Below are 18,724 nucleotides of genomic sequence, written 5' to 3' on the forward strand. Positions count from 1 at the left end.
ACCGAGAATGGCCATGCGCAACACCCGCTCCCGCCGGCAACAGATCCTGCAGCTGCTGATCGAGCACGGCTCGGTGCAGGTGGCCGATCTGGTAGAGCGCTTCGGCGTGTCGGCGGTGACGATCCGTGCCGACCTGACCCACTTCGAGTCGCAGGGCCTGGCCAACCGAACCCATGGCGGTGCCACGCTGGTGCGCACGCCGCCGCAGGAACAGGACATCCATGAAAAGGATGCACTGAACCTTCCGCTGAAGGAATCGATCGGCGCGCGCGCCGCGCGCCTGGTGCAGCCCGGCGACAACATCATCATCGACTCCGGCTCGACCACGATGACGCTGGCACGCCATCTGCGCGCACATCGCGACGTGACGGTGATGACCAACGGCCTGAACATCGCCTGGGAACTGGCCAATGCGGCGGGCATCACCGTACTGCTGACCGGGGGGTTGCTGCGCCAGCAGTCGCTGTCGCTGCAGGGCAGCCAGGCCGAGGCCAGCCTCAACTCCTACAGCTTCGACACCCTGTTCCTGGGCGTGGATGGCCTGGACCTGCAGTTCGGGCTGACCACCCATGACGAAGCCGAAGCCCGCCTCAACCACCGCATGGTCGAGCGCGCGCGCCGCATCGTGGTGCTGACCGATGCCTCCAAGTTCGGCCGCGTCAGCCTGCACCGCATCGCCCGCCTCGACCAGATCCACGCCATCATCACCGACGCCGGCATCGACGACGCAACCCGTGAAGGGCTGCAGCGGCTGGGCATCGAAGTGATCATCGCCGAGCCCGCCGCATGACCGACACCCGCACCCTGCAGGGCCGCATCCTCACGCCGCTGGGTTGGCGGCGTGGCCACGTCCACTTCGATTCGCACGTGCGCCAGCTGCAGGTGGACGACCACAGCGGTGCCGATGACCTGCAGCTGCCGGTGATCCTGCCCGGCTTCATCGACCTGCACGTGCACGGTGCGGCCGGCGTGGACCTGATGCAGGGCGGCGACGTGGCACGCACCATCGCCCGCACCCATCTTCGTTTCGGCACCACCACACTGCTGGCGACCACCATGACCGCCGGCCTGGATGAGATCGAGCATGCGCTGCACGGCGTGGCCGCCACCATGGCCGCGCCCGATGCAGACGCCGCCAGCATCGTCGGCGTGCATCTGGAAGGACCGTTCATCAGCCCGCAGCGGCTGGGTGCACAGCCCAACCGTACGATCGAGGCGACGCTGGCGCTGGTGCAGCAGCTGCACGCGCTGGCGCCGATCCGGGTGATAACGCTGGCCCCGGAAATCGGCGAACACACCGCGCTGATTCCCGCGCTTTCGGCGATGGGCATCCGCGTGCAGCTCGGCCACAGCGCCGGTACCTACGAAGAAGGTGTTGCTGCCCTGCAGGCCGGCGCCTCCGGCTTCACCCATCTGTTCAACGGCATGACCGGCGTCGATCACTATCGCCCGGGCATCGCGGCTGCGGCACTGGCGCATGCGCAGTACGCCGAGATCATTCCCGACCTGCAGCACATCCATCCCGGCGTGATCCGCCTGGCCGCGCGCGCGATTCCGCGCCTGTATGCGGTGACCGACGCGACTGCCGCCACCGGCATGCCCGATGGCGAGTACGCGCTGGGCGAGCAGCGTGTGCACAAGTGCGGCGGCTGCGTGCGCCTGGCGACCGGTTCGCTGGCCGGCAGCGCGCTGACCATGGACCAGGCGCTGCGCAACCTGGTGCAGGTGGGCCTGGAGCTGGCCGATGCCTCGCAGCGTGTTTCCACCTTCCCCGCCGACTACCTGGGCCTGGATGATCGCGGTCGCATTGCGCCCGACACCCGTGCCGACCTGGTGGTACTGGATGCCGGATTGCGCCTGCAGCAGGTGGTGATCGGCGGGCGCGTCGTCGATTTGAACGCTGCAAACGCTTGATATCTGCGTTTTTGTAGAGCCGAAGGCAATGGCAGGAGCCATTGCCAACGTCGCTTGCGACGGCCCGGAGGGTGCCGATCAGGACGATCGGCATAGCCATGCTCGGCTGCTTTTCGTACCGACATCGATGACGTCCGTGCCGCGCTTCGCGCGGCAAGCCGAGCATGGCCCGGCTCTACATGAAAGCGCGCAAGCGCAATGCCTCAGCCACGCACCATCCCCGTTATTCCAGGAATACGCCGATGACCGCAGCCGCCGCACCTGCCGTACCCGCTTCCACCGCCCCGCGCTGGCCCGTACGCTACCTGCTCTTCATTGGCGGCCTGGGGGGCCTGCTGTACGGCATCGACATCGGCATCATCGCCGGTGCCCTGCCCTATCTTGAAGCGACCGCCAGTCACGCCTGGCAGCTCAGCAGCCAGCAGCTCGGCTTCGTGGTGGCGGCCGTACTGCTGGGCAGCGTGCTGTCCTCGCTGTTCGCCGGCATGATCGCCGACCTGATTGGCCGCCGCGGCGCGATGCTGCTGGCCGGCCTGCTGTTCACCGCCTCGATTCCGATCATGGCACTGGCCTCCGGCTACACGCCGCTGCTGCTGGGACGCCTGCTGCAGGGCATCAGTGGCGGTTTGATCGGCGTCGTGATTCCGTTGTACCTGGCCGAAGTGCTCAGCCCCGAACGGCGCGGGCGCGGCGCGGCCATGTTCCAGCTGCTGCTGACCGTTGGCCTGGTGCTGGCAGCCCTGATCGGCCTATACCACGCCCACGCCGTGGATGCCGCCGCCGAAGCCGTGCGCTCACTGCCGGTCGCGCAGCAGGCGCAGGAGCTGTTTGCGGTGAAGGACCACGCCTGGCGCACCATCTTCTGGACCTGCCTGGCGCCGGGCCTGCTGTTCTGCGCCGGCATCTTCTGGCTGTCCGAATCACCACGCTGGCTGGTGCGCCGCGGCCGCATCGATGAAGCCCGCCGCAGCCTGCAACGCGTCCTCCCCGCCGCAGAGGTCGAGCCCACGCTGGCCCAGATCCAGGCGCCGGAATCGAGCAGCAGCGACGGCAAGCGCGATCCGCTGCTCAGCCGCCGCTACGTGGTGCCGTTCCTGCTGGCCTGCGTGGTGCTGGCCTGCACCCAGGCCACCGGCATCAACTCGGTGCTGGCCTACGCGGTGAACATCCTCAACCAGGCCGGCCTGTCCGGCTCGGTGGCCAACGGTGCCGACGTGGCGATCAAGCTGCTCAACGCGGTGATGACCGTGGTCGCGCTGCTGCTGGTCGACCGCAAGGGCCGCAAGTTTCTGCTGATGCTCGGCAGTGGCGGCATCTGCGTGGCCCTGCTGGCGGCGGCCACGCTGTTCTTCCAGGCCGAGCGCGGCCGCGCCGATGTGCAGCCGCAACTGCAGGCGGCGGTCAGCGGCGACGGCCTGCAGCTGGTGCTGGATGACGCGCAGTGGCAGCGCCTGAGCGGTGGCATCGATAGCGAAGGCCGACCGATGCAGTTGACGGTGTCGTACGCCTACGGCGACTTCACCAATGTGCGCGCCCTGCGCAGCGACAACCTGACTGATCGCGAACTGCGCATCGAGCGCACCGGCACGGTGCGGCCGGACAGCGTGATCGGTGCGCTCTTCCGCAAACTGCATCTGAATCCGTTCGCCGACCCAGCGAGTGCCGCGCGGGCACCGCTACGCATCGAGCAGGCCCGCATCGGCCCGGTGCCGCCACCGGCACACGGCTGGGCCGTGGCCGCCTGCATCCTGGTGTTCGTCGCGTTCTTCGCGGTCGGCCCCGGCGTCTGCGTGTGGCTGGCACTGTCGGAACTGATGCCGAACCGCATCCGCTCCAACGGCATGAGCATCGCGCTGCTGATCAACCAGTTCGTGTCGACCACCATCGCCGCCCTCTTCCTGCCCACGGTGGGGCACTACGGCTACGCCAGCATGTTCGTGTTCTGGGCGGCGTGCACCTTCGTGTTCTTCCTGGTGGCCGCATTCTGGCTGCCGGAGACCAAGGGCAAGTCACTGGAAGAAATCGAGGCGCGGTTCGCCCGGTAGCGGTCGACCAGGGTCTACCTCCGCGCGCAGCGCGGGGTCTGGGCACGCCCGTCATTCGCCCGTGATGTGCCTGGCCAGCTCCTGCGCTTCGTCCTTGCCCGGCAACCCGCTCAGACTCATCGATTCAGAAAACGGTCCCTGTACCGTCGCCACCGTCACCACACGACCATCCACACTGATCGCGATGCGCTGACCGACCAGGGCCGCCGTGCCATCGTGTATGCGCTGGTGCGCTTCGGGCCGATAGCGGATCTGCAACGCCGTCATGCCGTAATCATCCGGTACCGGGCGCACATCGGCGATGTCTGCGCTGCTCGCGATCGGGGGTTCCCGAAGCGTCAACCACTCGTCCTGCCACTGCACCCCTGTGTCCTTCCCGGCCACATCAACCGCGCTCAGCCGGACGTCCACACCCGCAAGCGGCGGATGGTCCGCTCCGGCCTTCGCACCAGACGTGGTGCCTGACAGGCATCCGGTCAGGCCCAGCACCGTTGCCAACAGCAGCGGATAGGCCGCCCTCATTTCAGCTTCCGCAGCTTGAATGCCACCAGCACCTGCAGCAACCCATACAGCAGACTGCCGATGCCGATCCACAGCGTTGTCACCGCCACGCCTGCATACGGATTGGCCGCAAACAGCAGGCCCAGCACCACCGCCAGCACGCCACTGAGGATCAGCAGCCACTCGCCCTGGATCTGCTTGCGCACGCGGATTGCGAACACGACGCGATAGATGCCGGCCACCAGCAGCCACGCCGCCAGGAACAGCACCAGCACGCTGGCGGTGGCCAGCGGATTGATCACCGCCAGGATGCCGAAGCCCAACGAAGCGATGGCATACAGCGCCAGCCACCCACGCGAGGCACCACTGCCGCCGCTGATCAGTGCGAACAGGCTGATGACGCCTTCAACGATGGCCATCACGCCCAGTGTCCACGCCAGTGCCATCGCTGCGGAAAGCGGCCAGCCGATGGCGATGATGCCGAAACCCAGTGCGACAAGTCCGTACAGCAGCAGGATCCACCAGCTGCGCCCAACCGCCGACAGCAAGGGAGACAAGGGGGAATTCATGGCCACTCCTTCGATCCGGAACCGGCCTCATCCTAGCCCCTGTGGATGAAGAGGGCGATCACGGCGCCCGCGCGCAGACCCACACACGCACCTCCGCAGCGCCCGCCAGGCGCAGCGTCTCGGCGACCTCCATCACCGTACTGCCGGTGGTCATCACATCATCGACCACGGTCAGCCGCGTGGGCACCGGACCACGAACCGCAAACGCGTCGAACAGATTTTCCCGGCGCTGTTCGGCCGTGCGCTCGGACTGTGGCGCGGTATGCCGCCGCCGGTACAGCCCCTGCCAGACCGGCATCGGCAGCAACCGGCACAGCTCGCCCGCCTGGTTGTAGCCGCGCTGGCGCAACCGGCGATTGTGCAGCGGCACCGGCACCAGCGGCGGACACCACCACGGCGGCGGTGCGCGTTGCATCAGCTGCGCGAGCAGGCGTCCGGCTGCGAGATCCTGATGGAACTTGTAGCGCACCAGCAGCTGATCGACAGGCGGCAGGTACAGCAGGCTGGCATGGGTGGCGGCCTGTGGCGGGACCTCCTCACGGCAGGTCCCGCAGACGATCAACGCGGTGTCCGGCAACGGCAACGCGCAGCGCAGGCAGGCCCGACCGGCCCAGGGCAGTCCGGCCAGGCAGGCATCGCAGAGATCGAGTCCATCGTGGCCTGGGTCACCGCAGACCAGGCAACGAAGCGGTAGCAGCACGCGAAGTGCGGCCTGCACGTGGCGGCCCGGGTCGAAGAAGACAGACATGCACTTCAGCATGTCGCCGCCGTCAGCGGGCTGCCATCGGGGGTGCCCTCAACGAGCCGTAGGGGTTTTATCGCCCACCCGCTACCCCGATCACCTCACCGCGTTGGCGCAGGATTCGCATCCACCCGGGTGCGATACACCATGTACGGCGTCTGCCGACGATCAACGCCACCATTGAATCCGGCCTGCCGATGCAGCTGGTTGGCGGTGAAGTACAGATAGCCATCGGGTCCCATCGACAAGGTATCGGGCCACAGGATGCGTGAATCGTGCACCACGGTCGTCCAGCGCCCCTGCGCATCACGGGCATGGATGGCGTTGTGCTCGTAGTCGCTCGCATACAGCCGGCCGTTGGCGTCCATCTCCATACCATCGGACGCGCCCTTGTCGCCGAGGTCGGCCACGGCCGCAGCCAGCGCCGCCTCACTTACCTTGGGGGCGCGCAGCAAGGCGGTGGGCACGCTGTACAGATGGCGACTGGACAACGGGGTATAGAACAGCGTCGCGCCATCCGGCGACAACGCAATGCCATCGGCAGCCACGGTGAACGGCTGCGTCGAACCATCCGCGTTACGCAGCCGCATCTGCTGTCCTTCCACGATCGGTACGAATGCCGGATCCGCCGATGTGGACACATGACCGATCAGGCGCTTGGACGCGGCGCCGGTCGCCAGGTCGATCACGATGATGCCGCCGATGCCGCTCAGCGACGAGTCGGTCACGTAGGCGACGCCCTCGCGGCCGACACGGAAATCGAAGCGCACATCGTTGACGTAGGTGCGCGCGTCGATGACGTTGGCCGGGAACACCAGCGTTCTGGCTACGGTATTGGTGGCCAGATCGATCGCCACCAGCTTGGCGCCGCCGGCCTGTGGCGCAGAGAACCCGGGCGCGGCGGTATCCAGCACCCACAACCGGCCCTGGCCATCGGCCACCACACTCTGCACGCTGATGAAGTGGGCCGCCGGATCGGGGCCGTCCTTGCGGTTGATGCGCGCATCCGGATAGGGCACGGCATGGCCATCGCGCCACTCGGCCACGCTGTAGGGCACCTCATCGCCCCAGCGCGGGAAGTTGACGAAGATCCGCCCGGTCTCGGACACCGCCACGCTGGTAGGCATGGCGCCCTCGAAACGCGCCACCGGCTCGATGATGCCGATGCTGCGTTCGCTGGGCAGCACAGGCGTGCCTGCCAGCGCCAGCGCGGGGGAACTGGCCAGGGCCAGCACGGCAGCCGCCAGGCGGCGGATACGGCAGTTGATCATGGTCGCTCTCGATGCAGGTCCGGGTGCAGCCCCGGCGTGGGTGCATCTTCAGCGGCGCACCTGGCATCGGGTAGACGGTGCAACGGGGAATCAGCTTCACTACAGGAGTGAAGATACGAAATGATTGATCCTGATTATCCGAGCGATGGAACGTGCCTATCGGCAGATCGTGCAGACCGCTGTCGCCCCACAGTTGCGGCGCGCGCCCTACAGGAGCAGAGCAGCCCGTTTTGCCGTCCGCCAAGCCAACAGTGCGGCGACCAGCAGGACGCCGGCGCTGGCCATGAAGTTGCTGGCATAGCCGAGACTGTCGAACAACAGTCCCCCCAGGGTGGAGCCCAGCGCGATCGAGCACTGCACTACCGCCACCATCAATCCGCCACCGGCCTCGGCACTGCCGGTGAAGGTCCGCGCGACCCAGCTCCACCAGCCCACTGGCGCCGCGGTGGCGAGGAAGCCCCAGATGGCGAGGAGCGTCACCACCGGCCATGCGTATGCGCCCAGTGGCACCAGCGCTACAGCCACAGCTGCCATCAGTACGGGGATTGCGATCAGGGTCCTGTACAGACCACGCGCAAGAAAGACACCAATGACGAGCGTCCCGATAACGCCGCTCGCGCCAATGGCAAGCAGCATCAATGGCAACGCGGTGCTGCCAGCATGGGTCACGGCTTCCAGGAACGGCCGGATATAAGTGAACAGTGCGAACTGCCCCATGAAGAATGCGCCGCAGGCCCCCATCCCGAGGAGCACGACGCGGTGCCTGAGCAAGCCCAGCACACTGTCGGTCGCGGCGACGGGCGATGCCGGCAGGCGGGGCAGGCTCAGCCATTGCCACACCAGTGCGACGGCCGCTATGGGCAACAGGCACAGGAAGGCACCCCGCCAACCGATCACACCGCCCAGCCAGCTCCCCAGCGGCGCGGCAATCACAGTTGCCAATGCGTTGCCCCCGTTGAAGATCGCCAGTGCGCGTGGCACCTGTGCCGCAGGTACCAGTCGCATGGCGGTGGCGGCGGACATCGACCAGAAGCCACCGATGACGATGCCGATCAGCGCGCGGCCCGCCATGTACATCGCATAGCCGTTGGCCCATGCCACCACCGCGCCGGAGACTGCCATCAGCGAGGTCAACGACAGCAGTAGTGTCCTGCGGTCCATGCGAGCCGCCACGCGGCTGATCGACAGGCTGGTCAGCACCGCGAACACACCTGAGATGGCGATGCCGTAGCCGGCCATGCCTTCGCTTACGCGCAGATCGGCGGCCATGAGCGTGAGCAGGCTGACCGGCATGAACTCCGAAGCGATGAGAGCGAACACGCATAGCGTCATCGCCAGCACACCGCCCCAATGCGCACGCGCAGGAGTGCGTTCCGCCGTTGCGTTGGATGCGATCGAAGCACTCATCTCAACGTTCTGCCAGGTTCTGCCTGAAGAAGCTGCCCAGCTTCGCAAACGGAATCAAATCGGTGCGGTCGTACAGATCCACGTGGCCGGCTCCCGGCACGATATACAACTCCTTGGGTTGACCCGCCAGTCGGTAGGCGTCTTCGCTGAATTCACGAGAGTGCGCTTCGCTGCCGGCGATGAACAACATGGGACGTGGCGAGATCGTTTCGATGTCGTTGAACGGATAGAAATTCATGAAGCGCACTTCGCTGGTCAGCATGCGGTTCTGGGTCTGTTCCAGCGTATAGCCCTTGGGAAGGGCGGCGCCGCGCGTGGTGCGGTAGAAATCCCAGAATTCACGGGTGACCGGGTCTGCATCGGGCGGCAGCGTGGCCGGCAGATAATCGAGGAAGACGCCCTTGCCACTATCGAACTCGGTGTAGCGCTGCTCGGCGGCTTTTTCCAGCAGTGCCTTGCGCTGGTCTGCGCTCTGCGAATGCTTCAGGCCATTGCGTGTAACCGCGCCCATATCGTACATGCTGACGGTGGCGACGGCCTTCAGGCGTGGGTCCAGCTTGGCGGCTGCGATGGAAAAGCTGCCGCTGCCGCAGATACCGAGCACGCCGATGCGCTCCCGATCGATGAACTCGCGCGTCCCCAGGTAGTCCACCGAAGCGCTGAAGGCTTCCACATAGATCTCCGGGGCCACCAGATTGCGCGGCTCACCCTGGCTTTCGCCCCAGAACGGCAGGTCGATCGCCAGCGTCACAAAGCCCTGCTCGGCCAGCTTCTGCGCGTACAGCTGCGCGCTCTGCTCTTTCACCGCGCCCATCGGGTGGCCGACGATGATCGCCGGGGCGTGCTCATTCCCGCGCCGGGTTTTCGGGCGGTACAACGTACCCACTACGCTCATCTGGTACTGGTTGCGGAACGTCACACGCTCGCGGGATACATCGGCGCTTCTGTAGAAGTTGTCCGCGCCCGCCGGCTTTTCCGCAACAGGAACATCGGCGGCCATCACGGTCAAAGGGGCGGATGCACTGGTGATCAGCGCCAGCAGCAGGGAGGTGCGCTTCATGGTCGTGGCCTTGGAGGAGGATGCAGGGCGCCACGATAGGCGGGGGAGCCTGCCCTGATAATCCACCTGCCGATTGATGGATTACTGAGCTGTGCTCACAAGTCCGTGCTAGGGTTCGGCCATGCCTCCGAACGATGCAGCGCCATGGCCTTCGTGAAATCCAATGATCTCCAGGCGTTCCTGGTTGTCGCGCAGGAACAGAGCTTTACCAAGGCAGCTGCGCGCCTCGGCGTCACTCCTTCGGCATTGAGCCATTCGATGCGCCTGCTGGAAGAGCGACTGGGCATCCGCCTGTTGGCCCGCACCACCCGCAATGTTTCGCCCACCCAGGCCGGCGAGCGTCTGATGCACTCCATCGGCCCTCACTTCGCGGCCATCGGCGCCAGCATCGAGGCACTGGGCGAACTGCGCGACACCCCGACCGGAACACTGCGGATTTCCTGTACCGACGATTCGATCGAGATGATCATCCGCCCGCGTCTCGCTGGCTTCCTGGCCACGTACCCGGACATCACGCTGGAGTTCTACGTGGACTACGGGTTCACCAACGTGGTCGAGCAGCGTTTCGACGCCGGCATCCGCCTGGGTGAGGCGCTGAGCAAGGACATGATCGCAGTTCGTGTCGGTCCAGACTGGAGGCTGGTCGTAGTGGCCTCACCTGCATACTTCGACGCGCACCCGAAGCCGAAGAAGCCGGCCGACATCACCCGCCACCGCTGCATCAACATCCGCCACCGTCCCAACGGATCGATCTACGCCTGGGAATTCGAGGACAAGGGCAAGGAGTTCAGCGTGCGCGGGGAGGGACCGCTGGTGTTCAACAGCATGACTCACGTCATCAACGCCGCGCTTGACGGTCTGGGGCTGGCCTATGTTCCCGAACCACTGGTCACCGAGCATCTGGCGGCTGGGCGCCTGGTGGCCGTGCTGGACAAATGGTGCGTGCCCTTCGCCGGTTACCACCTGTACTACCCGAACCGACGCCAGCCATCACCCGCGTTCTCGGCACTGGTGGCCTGGCTGCGGCAGGGCACATGAGCCTGCCTCAGGTCCGCGCTCCAGGATCGGTGCCCCCCGCGACGTCTGGCGCACGGGGCGCCGTCAACAACTCCGCCAACCCGCGGTAGATCGGCACCCTGCACACCAGCCCGGACACGCCACGCGCGATCAGCACCGTGGCCAGGATCGGCAGCAGCAGGTCACCACTGTCGGTCAGCTCCAGCGAGATCACCGCCGAGGTCAGTGGCGCCTGGGTGACGCCGGTCAGGTAAGCACACATGCCCAGCAGCACGAACGCGCGCGGGTCCACGCCCGGCATCAGCACCGCCAGGTTGTGGCCGAGTCCCGCGCCGACTGCCAGCGCCGGCGAGAACAGGCCGCCGGGAATACCGGCCACGTACGACGCGAGGTTGGCCAACAACTTCATCAACCCGAACTCATGGCCGACCATCGCCTGCCCCTGCACCAGGCTGCGCGCCTGCTCGTAGCCGGTGCCGAACGCGCCTTCACCGAAGACCAGGGCGAGCAGTACCACCACCAGACCGCAGCCTGCGGCCAACAGAATCGGATGCCGCTGCCGCAGTTGCCCGAGCCAACGCGGGCGGCCCGCCGCACTGGCCAATACTGCGCCTGCGAACAGGCCTCCCAGCAAGCCCGCCACCACGCCGCACAGCAGGATGGCCAGCCAGCCCTGGCCGAGCGGCAGGCGTGCGCTCACGTGGCCGAAGTAGGTGTAATTGCCCAGCAGGCCCAGCGACACCACGCCACCGACGATAACCGCGGTCAGCAGCGTGCCTGAGAAGCGATGCTCGAAGCGGCCGCTGAGCTCTTCGATGGCGAAGACGATACCCGCCAGCGGTGTGTTGAACGCCGCCGCAATGCCGGCAGCACCACCGGCCAGCAGGAAGTGCGAGAGCTCGCGGGGATCCTTGAAACCGAACCAGCGGCCGAACAGGTACATCAGGCTGGCGCCCACGTGGACGGTGGGCCCCTCGCGCCCGACCGATGCGCCGCCGAGCAGCGACAACGAGGTCAGCAGCAGCTTGCCGGCTGAGACCGCAGGCGAAAGATTGGTCTTCCGGAATGGCTCATCGGGCTTGTCCAACGCAGCGATGACCTGCGGAATACCGCTGCCCCGCGTGGGTTTCAGCACACCGGCGGTCAACCAGGCCAGCAGCGCGAAGATGCCCGGCGTGAGCAGCAGGGCCCACCACGGCGAGTGCGAGGTGATGCGCTGGAACAGATGGAAGGCCGCGTCACTGGCCTTGGCGAACAGGATGGCTACCAGCGCCACGGCCACAGCGCCCCCCCAGAGCGCGGCGCGGCGGCGCCAGGCCTCACTCAGGACCAGTGTGGTGATGCGGTCGCGGAGTCGGTGAAGACCAATCATGGGAGAGAGTCTGCGCGCCAGCGCTTGCGTTGGGCAGCAGGCACTGTGGCTGGACGCCTTGCAGCATGCGGTGAAATGCGGCGCTTCGGTCGATGCTCGATTGCACGAACGGACCGTAAACCAAACTAGAATCTATATGGTTGACAGCCTTCGCCGAGCCACCCACACTGCCGCCCTCGCTCCACTCGTACCCAAGGTCCCGCCATGGCTGCTGCCATCCGCCACGACTGGCAACACGACGAACTGCAGGCGCTGTTCGAGCTGCCGTTCCCCGAACTGCTGTTCCGCGCCGCAGCGGTCCATCGCGAGCACTTCGACCCGTCGCAGGTGCAGGTGTCCACCCTGCTGTCGGTCAAGACCGGCGGCTGCCCGGAAGACTGCGCGTACTGCCCGCAGGCGCAGCGCTACAGCACCGGGGTGAACGCGCAGAAGCTGATGGACACCGACGCGGTGCTGGCCAAGGCCCGCCAGGCCAAGGCCGCCGGTGCGTCGCGCTTCTGCATGGGTGCCGCGTGGCGTTCACCGAAGGACCGCGACATCCCGAAGGTGGCGGCGATGATCGCCGGGGTGAAGGCTCTGGGCCTGGAGACCTGCGCCACGCTGGGCATGCTCAGTGGTGAGCAGGCGCGTGCGCTGAAGGATGCGGGCCTGGACTACTACAACCACAATCTCGACACCGCGCCGGACTACTACGATTCGATCATCCACACGCGCCAGTACCAGGACCGTCTGGATACGCTGGAGTACGTGCGCGATGCAGGCCTGAAAACCTGTTGCGGCGGCATTGTCGGCATGGGAGAGACGCGCGCGCAGCGCGTTGGCCTGCTGCTGGCACTGGCCACGTTGCCGGCGCATCCGGATTCGGTGCCGATCAACAAGCTGGTGCAGGTGGCGGGCACGCCGCTGCATGGCAGTGCCGAGCTGGACCCGTTCGAGTTCGTGCGCATGATCGCGGTGGCGCGCATCGCCATGCCACTCTCCATGGTGCGGCTTTCGGCCGGGCGCGAGGCGATGAGCGACGAACTGCAGGCGCTGTGCTTCCTGGCCGGTGCCAATTCGATCTTCTATGGCGACAAGCTGCTGACCACCGGCAACCCGGAAAGCGAACGCGACCTGGCCTTGTTCGCGCGCCTGGGTCTGCAGCCGATGGCGGTGCAGGTGGATGCCGAAGGCCACGACCACGGCGGCACCGTGCACGCCGATATCAGTGCCGATACGCCCGGCTGTGGCTGCGCTCACGCGGCCTGAGACGGGCCGCAAGCAGGCGCCGCGGCAACGCGCTACCCTAGCCGCCCCGTCGACGCAATCAGCCACCATGGCCCGCCCCGACCTGACCGCCCGCCTCCACGCCCAGCGCGCTCTGCGCGATGCCCAAGGCCGTCGCCGCCCGCGACGCACGGTCAGCCGTCGTGACGGCGTGCGCCTGGAAGTGGACGGTCAGTGGCTGACCGGCTTCTGCAGCAACGACTACCTTGGCCTGGCCCAGCAGTTCAGCGTGGTCAACGCGCTGCAGGACGCCGCCGCGCGCGAAGGCGCTGGCGCCGGTGCCTCGCACCTGGTCTGCGGCCACCACGCCCTGCATGAGGCGCTGGAACGCGAGGTGGCCGAGTGGCTGGGCTATCCGCGTGCGCTGCTGTTCGGCAGTGGCTTCGCCGCCAATCTGGCGGTGCAGCAGGCACTGCTGAGCGAAGAGAACGATGTCTGCGTACAGGACAAGCTCAACCACGCCAGCCTGCTCGATGCCACCCGGTTGGCCGGTGCACGCCTGCGCCGTTATCCGCATCTGGATGCGGAAGGCGCAATGCGTCAGCTCAAGCACGCGCCCGATGGCGCGGCAATGCTGGCCACCGATGGGGTCTTCAGCATGGATGGCGACATCGCACCGCTGCGTGCATTGTCGCTTGTGGCACGCCTGCAGCAGGCGCTGTTCTATGTGGATGATGCGCACGGTGTAGGCGTAGTCGGTGATGGCCGTGGTGCCGTGGCCGCCGCCGGGCTGGGCGTGGACGATGTGCCGCTGCAGTTGGTCACGCTGGGCAAGGCATTGGGCGGTTCCGGTGCGCTGGTGCTCGGCCGCGACGACCTGATCGAGCATCTGGCCGAAACCGCGCGCCCGTACATCTACACCACCGCCGTGCCACCGGCGATGGCCGCTGCTGCGCTTGAAGCGGTGCGCCTGGCGCGCCGCGACCACTGGCGCCGCACCAAGCTGACCGACCTGATCGCGCTGTTCCGCAGTGAAGCGCGTCGTCATGGGCTGGACCTGATGGCCTCCGACACACCGATCCAGCCACTGCTATGCGGTGATGACCACGCGGCCGTGGCAATGTCCAGGGCGCTGGAACAGGCCGGCTGGCTGGTTGGTGCAATCCGCCCGCCGACGGTGCCGGAAGGCAAGGCACGCCTGCGCGTGACACTGTCCGCGCTGCACACGCCGGAACAGGTGCGGGGCCTGGTGGAGGCCATCGCCAGCGCGCGCGATCGCGTCACCCTGGCCGTGCGTGAAGCCGCGCCACCGCCGCTGCCCGCTTTCGCCTGAGTTCCGCGTCGTTGCCCATGCATATTGAAGTCACCGGCCGTGGGCCGGACCTGGTACTGATCCATGGCTGGGCCCTGCAAGGCGGTGTGTTCGCACCACTGGTGCAGCGCTTGGCCGACCAGTTCACCCTGCATCTGGTCGACCTTCCCGGCCATGGCCACAGCCGCGAGGACACCACGCCGCTGCGCCTGCCGTTCGTGGTCAATGCCATTGCCGCGGCCACGCCACCGGCGGTGTGGTGCGGCTGGTCGATGGGTGGCCTGTTCGCACTGCATGCGGCGGCGACGCTGCCGAAGGTGCGCGGGCTGGCGACGATCGCCGCCACGCCGCGCTTCGTACGTGGCGAGGACTGGCCGCATGCGGTGGAACCGGCCGTGTTCGAGCAGTTCGGTCGCGAGTTGGCCACCGACTTTGGCGGCACCCTGGAACGCTTCCTCGCGCTGGACGTGATGGGCTCGGCGCACGCCCGCGAAGAGCTTCGCACCCTGCGCCAGCGCCTGGTCGAGCGCGGTGCGCCCACCGAACGCGCACTGCTGGAAGGCCTGCGCCTGCTGGAAAGCACCGACCTGCGCGGCGCACTGCCGACCCTGGGCAAACCCAGCCTGTGGATCGCCGGCCAGCGTGACCGGCTGGTGTCTCCTGCGGCGATGCAGGCCGCCGCGGCACTCGCCCCGGGCGCGCAGGCGCTGACCATCGCCCACGGCGGCCATGCGCCCTTCCTTGGTCATGCCGACGAAGTGGCCACCGCGCTGCAACACTTCGTTGCCGGCCTGTCACCGGCCGTTGGCGGACAATGAGCGCCTTCCGAATTCCGCAGGACTGACGCATGGATCTGGGTATCAACGGCCGCTGGGCACTGGTCTGCGGCGCAAGCAAGGGGTTGGGCCTGGGTTGCGCGCGTGCGCTGGTGCGTGAGGGCGTCAACGTAGTGATCGTGGCCCGTGGTGACGCTGCGCTGCAGGCTGCCGCCGAAGAGCTGCGCGCACTGGCCGGCGCCGCCGAGGTGCGTGCAGTCGCCGCCGATGTCACCACCGAGACCGGCCGCACGGCGGCACTGGCCGCATGCCCGCAGGTGGACATCCTGGTCAACAACGCCGGTGGTCCGCCGCCCGGTGATTTCCGCAATTTCGAGCGCGACGACTGGATCGCCGCGCTGGACGCCAACATGCTGGCGCCGATCGCGCTGATCCGCGCCACCGTCGACGCGATGATCGAGCGCGGCTTCGGCCGCATCGTCAATATCACCTCGTCGGCAGTAAAGGCCCCGATCGACATCCTGGCGCTGTCCAATGGCGCGCGCAGCGGCCTGACCGGGTTCGTCGCCGGCCTGTCGCGCCGCACCGTGGCCCACAATGTCACGATCAACAACCTGCTGCCCGGCCAGTTCGACACCGACCGCCTGCGCGCCAACTTCGCCCACAGCGCGGGCAAGGACGGCGACGCCGGCGAAGTGGCCGAGCGCCGCCGCCAGCAGATTCCCGCCGGCCGCTTCGGCACGCCGGACGAATTCGGCGCCGCCTGCGCCTTCCTGTGCAGTGCGCAGGCCGGTTACCTCACCGGGCAGAACCTGCTGATCGACGGCGGCGCCTACCCCGGTACGTTCTAAGAGACTTTCGCAATGCCGTCCCACTTCGATGCCCGCCACGTCCGCCGCGCGTTCGCGCGTGCCGCCAGCAGCTACGACGCCGCCTCCGCCCTGCAGCGCGAGGTGCAGTCGCGGCTGATCGAATCGCTGGACTACCTGGAGGCGCGCAAGCCCGAGGTGGTGCTGGACATCGGCGCGGGTACCGGCCATGCCAGTGCGTTGATGAAGAAGCGCTGGCCGAAGGCGCAGGTGATCGCGCTGGACGTGGCGCTTCCGATGCTGGACCAGGCCAAGCGCCAGGCCGGCTGGTGGAAGCCGTTCCAGCGCCTGTGCGGCGACGCCGCTGCGCTGCCGCTGGCCGACAACAGCGTGGATGTGATCTTCAGCAACCTGTGCCTGCAGTGGGTGGACGACCTGCCGGCGGTGTTCGCAGGCTTCCGTCGCGTGCTCAAGCCCGGTGGCCTGCTGCTGTGTTCCACCTTCGGCCCGGAAACCCTGATCGAACTCAACGAAGCCTTCGCGGCCGCCGATGACCGCCCGCACGTGAGCCGCTTCGCGCAGATCGCCCAGTTCGGCGATGCGCTGATGATGGCCGGCTTCCGCGACCCGGTACTGGATCGCGATCTGTTCACCCTGACCTACGACGACCTGCCGTCGCTGATGCGCGAACTGCGTGCGATGGGCGCCACCAATGCGCGGGTGGACCGCCGCCACACCCTGACCGGGCGTAGCCGTTTCGCGGCGGCGGCGGCGGCATACGAGCCGATGCGCCGTGCCGACGGCAAGCTGCCCAGCAGCTGGGAAGTGATCTATGCGCATGCCTGGGCACCGGACCCGGGCGCACCGATCCGCGAAGGCGGACATGACGTGGCCTCGGTGCCGGTGTCGGCGATTCCGATCCGTCGCAAGCAGAGCTGATCGTCCGTTCGCAGGTCATGCGCCGACCAAGGTCGGCAACTACCGATTCATGCACGGAACCCGCTCTGGTAGGTGCCGACCTTGGTCGGCACAGTGCCGGCGGCATCGCGATCTGACAGGTTGTGCCAACCAAGGTTGGCACCCACCAAATGCAGGCCGCCCTCAGGTATTGGCCGGCGAGCTCAGCGGCGGGCGCACCAGGTCTCGGTGGAAGAAATAGATTTCCTGCACCAGGAAGCGCCAGCTGGTGTGGAAGCTGCGGAAGCGCGTGCTGGGCGTGGACGAGGCCAGCGCATCGATGCCCAGTGCCTTGCTCAGGCGCAGCGCGCGCGCCATGTGCAGCGGGTCGCTGACGATGATCACCCGGTGCAGGTCACGCTGGTCCATCAGCCGCTTGGCTTCGACCAGGTTCTGCACGGTGTTGCGCGAAGCGGTTTCGATCAGGATCGCATCATCCGGCACGCCATGCTTCAGCGCATAACGCCGCGCCACCTGCGATTCGGAGAAGCGCGCGCCGGTGCCGCCATAGCCACCGGTGAATATCAGCAGCGGCGCGTACTGGGCCTCGTACAGATCCAGACCGTGGCGGATGCGTTCTTCGAACACCGGTGACGGTTTGGCGTCGTAGGCCGCTGCACCAAGCACGATGATGGCGTCGGCCTTGGCGGCCTGGTCACGTTCACCGACCCAGACAATCCAGGCGGTCACGCCCAGCAGCCAGATCACCAGCACCACGAACAGCCTCCACAGCCAGCCCAGCAGGCCGGTGCGATGCCGGTTGCGCTCGCGGCTCAAGGCGCGCCCCAGCGCAGTGCGGGCAGGTCGACGTTGCCACCGGACAGGACCAGGCCCACGCGCAGGCCGGCAAAACGCTGCGGCTGCGCCAGTACCGCGGCCAGCACGGTGGCCGAGGACGGCTCGACCACCTGCTTGAGGACTTCCCACAGCAAGCGCATCGCGGCCATCGTCGCCGCGTCATCAACCACGATCACCTCGGCACCGGCCGCGCGCAGCAGTTCGAAATTGGGCGCGCCGATCAGGGTACGCAGTCCATCGCAGATCGTGTCGGGGGTGAACGCCCCCTGGCGCTCGCCTGCGGCCAGTGATCGCGCGGTGTCATCTGCGCCGGCCGGCTCGGCCAGCACCAGCCGGGTCTGCGGGCTGGCATGCTGCAGCGCCAAGGCGGTACCGCTGGCCAGGCCGCCACCGCCCACCGGCACCACCAGCACATCAAACGGGCCGTCGCTGTGCAGCAATTCCAGGGCGGCGGTGCCCTGCCCGGCCATCACTGCCGGGTCGGCATAGGGATGGACGAGAGTCGCGCCGGTATCGACCTGTACCTTGGCGCAGGTGGCCTCACGGTCGGCAATGGTCGGCGGGCAGCGCCAGAGCGTCGCGCCATGGCGGGCAATGTTGGCCAGCTTGGCCGCCACTGCGCCTTCGGGCACCACCACGTGGCAGGGAATGCCACGGGTGCGTGCGGCCAGTGCCAGTGCGGCGCCGTGATTGCCGGAGGAGTGGGTGACCACGCCGGCACTGGCGCGATCGGCCTCCAGTGACCACACCGCGTTGCAGGCACCACGGAACTTGAATGCGCCACCGCGCTGCAGGTGCTCGGCCTTGAACGCCAGGCTCGCGCCGGCCAGCGCATCGAGCGTGCGCGAGCGCAGCACCGGCGTCACGCTGGCGTGCGGGGCGATCCTCGCGGCAGCAAGCAGGACGTCGTCGGCGCGGGGCAACAGTGAATCGCTCATGACGCAAGATTAACGTATGGCTTCGCGCTG

Annotated in this window: 18 protein-coding genes; 9 read left to right on the forward strand and 9 right to left on the reverse strand. The window is 67.4% G+C overall.

Going from position 1 to position 18,724, the window contains the following annotated elements:
• Positions 1–13 precede the first annotated feature (13 nt).
• The 3 genes from FQS62_RS20895 (at position 14) to FQS62_RS20905 (ending at position 3,959) form a co-directional block, all read left to right on the forward strand.
• On the forward strand, positions 14–790 hold the full coding sequence (locus FQS62_RS20895; protein WP_049444377.1) for a DeoR family transcriptional regulator: 777 nt from the start codon (positions 14–16) through the stop codon (positions 788–790).
• Complete coding sequence (gene nagA, locus FQS62_RS20900) at positions 787–1,914, forward strand: N-acetylglucosamine-6-phosphate deacetylase (protein ID WP_208043199.1); 1,128 nt, start codon at positions 787–789, stop codon at positions 1,912–1,914. Before FQS62_RS20895 ends, nagA begins: the two co-directional genes overlap by 4 nt.
• A 242-nt stretch (positions 1,915–2,156) precedes the next feature.
• The gene (locus tag FQS62_RS20905; protein WP_208043191.1) at positions 2,157–3,959 is read left to right on the forward strand and encodes an MFS transporter; all 1,803 of its coding nucleotides are present in this window, start codon (positions 2,157–2,159) and stop codon (positions 3,957–3,959) included.
• Positions 3,960–4,010: 51 nt separating this feature from the next.
• Here the strand turns inward: FQS62_RS20905 and FQS62_RS20910 are convergent, their stop codons facing one another.
• From FQS62_RS20910 to FQS62_RS20935, 6 genes are all read right to left on the reverse strand, one after another.
• A complete protein-coding gene (locus FQS62_RS20910; RefSeq protein WP_049444288.1) occupies positions 4,011–4,481 on the reverse strand; it encodes a SecDF P1 head subdomain-containing protein in 471 nt (156 codons plus the stop codon).
• The gene (locus tag FQS62_RS20915) at positions 4,478–5,029 is read right to left on the reverse strand and encodes an HdeD family acid-resistance protein (protein WP_208043190.1); all 552 of its coding nucleotides are present in this window, start codon (positions 5,027–5,029) and stop codon (positions 4,478–4,480) included. The genes FQS62_RS20910 and FQS62_RS20915 overlap by 4 nt, the downstream gene beginning before the upstream one ends.
• A gap of 58 nt (positions 5,030–5,087) precedes the next feature.
• Positions 5,088–5,777 (reverse strand): ComF family protein, encoded by a 690-nt coding sequence (locus FQS62_RS20920; protein WP_057500804.1) that lies wholly within the window; start codon positions 5,775–5,777, stop codon positions 5,088–5,090.
• Positions 5,778–5,872: 95 nt separating this feature from the next.
• A complete protein-coding gene (locus FQS62_RS20925) occupies positions 5,873–7,042 on the reverse strand; it encodes an L-dopachrome tautomerase-related protein (RefSeq protein ID WP_208043189.1) in 1,170 nt (389 codons plus the stop codon).
• Between the two features lie 207 nt (positions 7,043–7,249).
• Positions 7,250–8,449 (reverse strand): MFS transporter, encoded by a 1,200-nt coding sequence (locus FQS62_RS20930; RefSeq protein ID WP_208043188.1) that lies wholly within the window; start codon positions 8,447–8,449, stop codon positions 7,250–7,252.
• Between the two features lies 1 nt (position 8,450).
• Positions 8,451–9,575: an alpha/beta hydrolase gene (locus tag FQS62_RS20935; RefSeq protein ID WP_328421006.1), complete on the reverse strand. Its 1,125-nt coding sequence runs from the start codon at positions 9,573–9,575 to the stop codon at positions 8,451–8,453.
• A gap of 78 nt (positions 9,576–9,653) precedes the next feature.
• Here FQS62_RS20935 and FQS62_RS20940 point away from each other — a divergent pair, with 78 nt between their 5' ends.
• Positions 9,654–10,547, forward strand: coding sequence for a LysR family transcriptional regulator (locus FQS62_RS20940; RefSeq protein WP_154349821.1), 894 nt, complete (start codon positions 9,654–9,656; stop codon positions 10,545–10,547).
• Positions 10,548–10,554: 7 nt separating this feature from the next.
• Here the strand turns inward: FQS62_RS20940 and FQS62_RS20945 are convergent, their stop codons facing one another.
• Entirely contained in the window at positions 10,555–11,898 is a 1,344-nt protein-coding gene (locus tag FQS62_RS20945; protein WP_208043187.1) for a chloride channel protein, read from the reverse strand.
• Positions 11,899–12,102: 204 nt separating this feature from the next.
• On the opposite strand from FQS62_RS20945, the gene bioB reads away from it, so the two are divergent.
• The 5 genes from bioB (at position 12,103) to bioC (ending at position 16,940) form a co-directional block, all read left to right on the forward strand.
• Positions 12,103–13,146, forward strand: a complete 1,044-nt coding sequence (bioB, locus tag FQS62_RS20950) for a biotin synthase BioB (RefSeq protein WP_208043186.1) — start codon at positions 12,103–12,105, stop codon at positions 13,144–13,146.
• A 67-nt stretch (positions 13,147–13,213) separates the two neighbouring features.
• Entirely contained in the window at positions 13,214–14,437 is a 1,224-nt protein-coding gene (bioF, locus tag FQS62_RS20955) for an 8-amino-7-oxononanoate synthase (protein ID WP_208043185.1), read from the forward strand.
• Positions 14,438–14,454: 17 nt separating this feature from the next.
• On the forward strand, positions 14,455–15,234 hold the full coding sequence (gene bioH, locus FQS62_RS20960) for a pimeloyl-ACP methyl ester esterase BioH (RefSeq protein ID WP_208043184.1): 780 nt from the start codon (positions 14,455–14,457) through the stop codon (positions 15,232–15,234).
• Between the two features lie 29 nt (positions 15,235–15,263).
• Positions 15,264–16,043, forward strand: a complete 780-nt coding sequence (locus FQS62_RS20965; RefSeq protein ID WP_049444268.1) for an SDR family oxidoreductase — start codon at positions 15,264–15,266, stop codon at positions 16,041–16,043.
• Positions 16,044–16,055: 12 nt separating this feature from the next.
• Positions 16,056–16,940, forward strand: a complete 885-nt coding sequence (gene bioC, locus FQS62_RS20970; RefSeq protein WP_208043183.1) for a malonyl-ACP O-methyltransferase BioC — start codon at positions 16,056–16,058, stop codon at positions 16,938–16,940.
• Between the two features lie 162 nt (positions 16,941–17,102).
• On the opposite strand, the gene FQS62_RS20975 is transcribed toward bioC, so the two are convergent.
• Positions 17,103–17,747 carry a YdcF family protein gene (locus tag FQS62_RS20975; protein ID WP_049444371.1) on the reverse strand — a complete coding sequence of 215 codons (645 nt, stop codon included), beginning with the start codon at positions 17,745–17,747 and terminating at the stop codon, positions 17,103–17,105.
• Positions 17,732–18,694: a pyridoxal-phosphate dependent enzyme gene (locus tag FQS62_RS20980; RefSeq protein ID WP_057500802.1), complete on the reverse strand. Its 963-nt coding sequence runs from the start codon at positions 18,692–18,694 to the stop codon at positions 17,732–17,734. The genes FQS62_RS20975 and FQS62_RS20980 overlap by 16 nt, the downstream gene beginning before the upstream one ends.
• Positions 18,695–18,724 lie beyond the last annotated feature (30 nt).

The sequence above is a fragment of the Stenotrophomonas sp. SBJS02 genome (assembly GCF_020428325.2).
Classification (GTDB): Bacteria; Pseudomonadota; Gammaproteobacteria; order Xanthomonadales; family Xanthomonadaceae; genus Stenotrophomonas; species Stenotrophomonas africana.

What these genes read in the sequence shown, in the direction of transcription:
- FQS62_RS20895 (WP_049444377.1), top strand. Translation starts at nt 14, where the DNA reads ATGCGCAACACCCGCTCCCGCCGGCAACAGATCCTGCAGCTGCTGATC.
- nagA (WP_208043199.1), top strand. Translation starts at nt 787, where the DNA reads ATGACCGACACCCGCACCCTGCAGGGCCGCATCCTCACGCCGCTGGGT.
- FQS62_RS20905 (WP_208043191.1), top strand. Translation starts at nt 2,157, where the DNA reads ATGACCGCAGCCGCCGCACCTGCCGTACCCGCTTCCACCGCCCCGCGC.
- FQS62_RS20910 (WP_049444288.1), bottom strand. Translation starts at nt 4,481, where the DNA reads ATGAGGGCGGCCTATCCGCTGCTGTTGGCAACGGTGCTGGGCCTGACC.
- FQS62_RS20915 (WP_208043190.1), bottom strand. Translation starts at nt 5,029, where the DNA reads ATGAATTCCCCCTTGTCTCCCTTGCTGTCGGCGGTTGGGCGCAGCTGG.
- FQS62_RS20920 (WP_057500804.1), bottom strand. Translation starts at nt 5,777, where the DNA reads ATGTCTGTCTTCTTCGACCCGGGCCGCCACGTGCAGGCCGCACTTCGC.
- FQS62_RS20925 (WP_208043189.1), bottom strand. Translation starts at nt 7,042, where the DNA reads ATGATCAACTGCCGTATCCGCCGCCTGGCGGCTGCCGTGCTGGCCCTG.
- FQS62_RS20930 (WP_208043188.1), bottom strand. Translation starts at nt 8,449, where the DNA reads ATGAGTGCTTCGATCGCATCCAACGCAACGGCGGAACGCACTCCTGCG.
- FQS62_RS20940 (WP_154349821.1), top strand. Translation starts at nt 9,654, where the DNA reads ATGGCCTTCGTGAAATCCAATGATCTCCAGGCGTTCCTGGTTGTCGCG.
- FQS62_RS20945 (WP_208043187.1), bottom strand. Translation starts at nt 11,898, where the DNA reads ATGATTGGTCTTCACCGACTCCGCGACCGCATCACCACACTGGTCCTG.
- bioB (WP_208043186.1), top strand. Translation starts at nt 12,103, where the DNA reads ATGGCTGCTGCCATCCGCCACGACTGGCAACACGACGAACTGCAGGCG.
- bioF (WP_208043185.1), top strand. Translation starts at nt 13,214, where the DNA reads ATGGCCCGCCCCGACCTGACCGCCCGCCTCCACGCCCAGCGCGCTCTG.
- bioH (WP_208043184.1), top strand. Translation starts at nt 14,455, where the DNA reads ATGCATATTGAAGTCACCGGCCGTGGGCCGGACCTGGTACTGATCCAT.
- FQS62_RS20965 (WP_049444268.1), top strand. Translation starts at nt 15,264, where the DNA reads ATGGATCTGGGTATCAACGGCCGCTGGGCACTGGTCTGCGGCGCAAGC.
- bioC (WP_208043183.1), top strand. Translation starts at nt 16,056, where the DNA reads ATGCCGTCCCACTTCGATGCCCGCCACGTCCGCCGCGCGTTCGCGCGT.
- FQS62_RS20980 (WP_057500802.1), bottom strand. Translation starts at nt 18,694, where the DNA reads ATGAGCGATTCACTGTTGCCCCGCGCCGACGACGTCCTGCTTGCTGCC.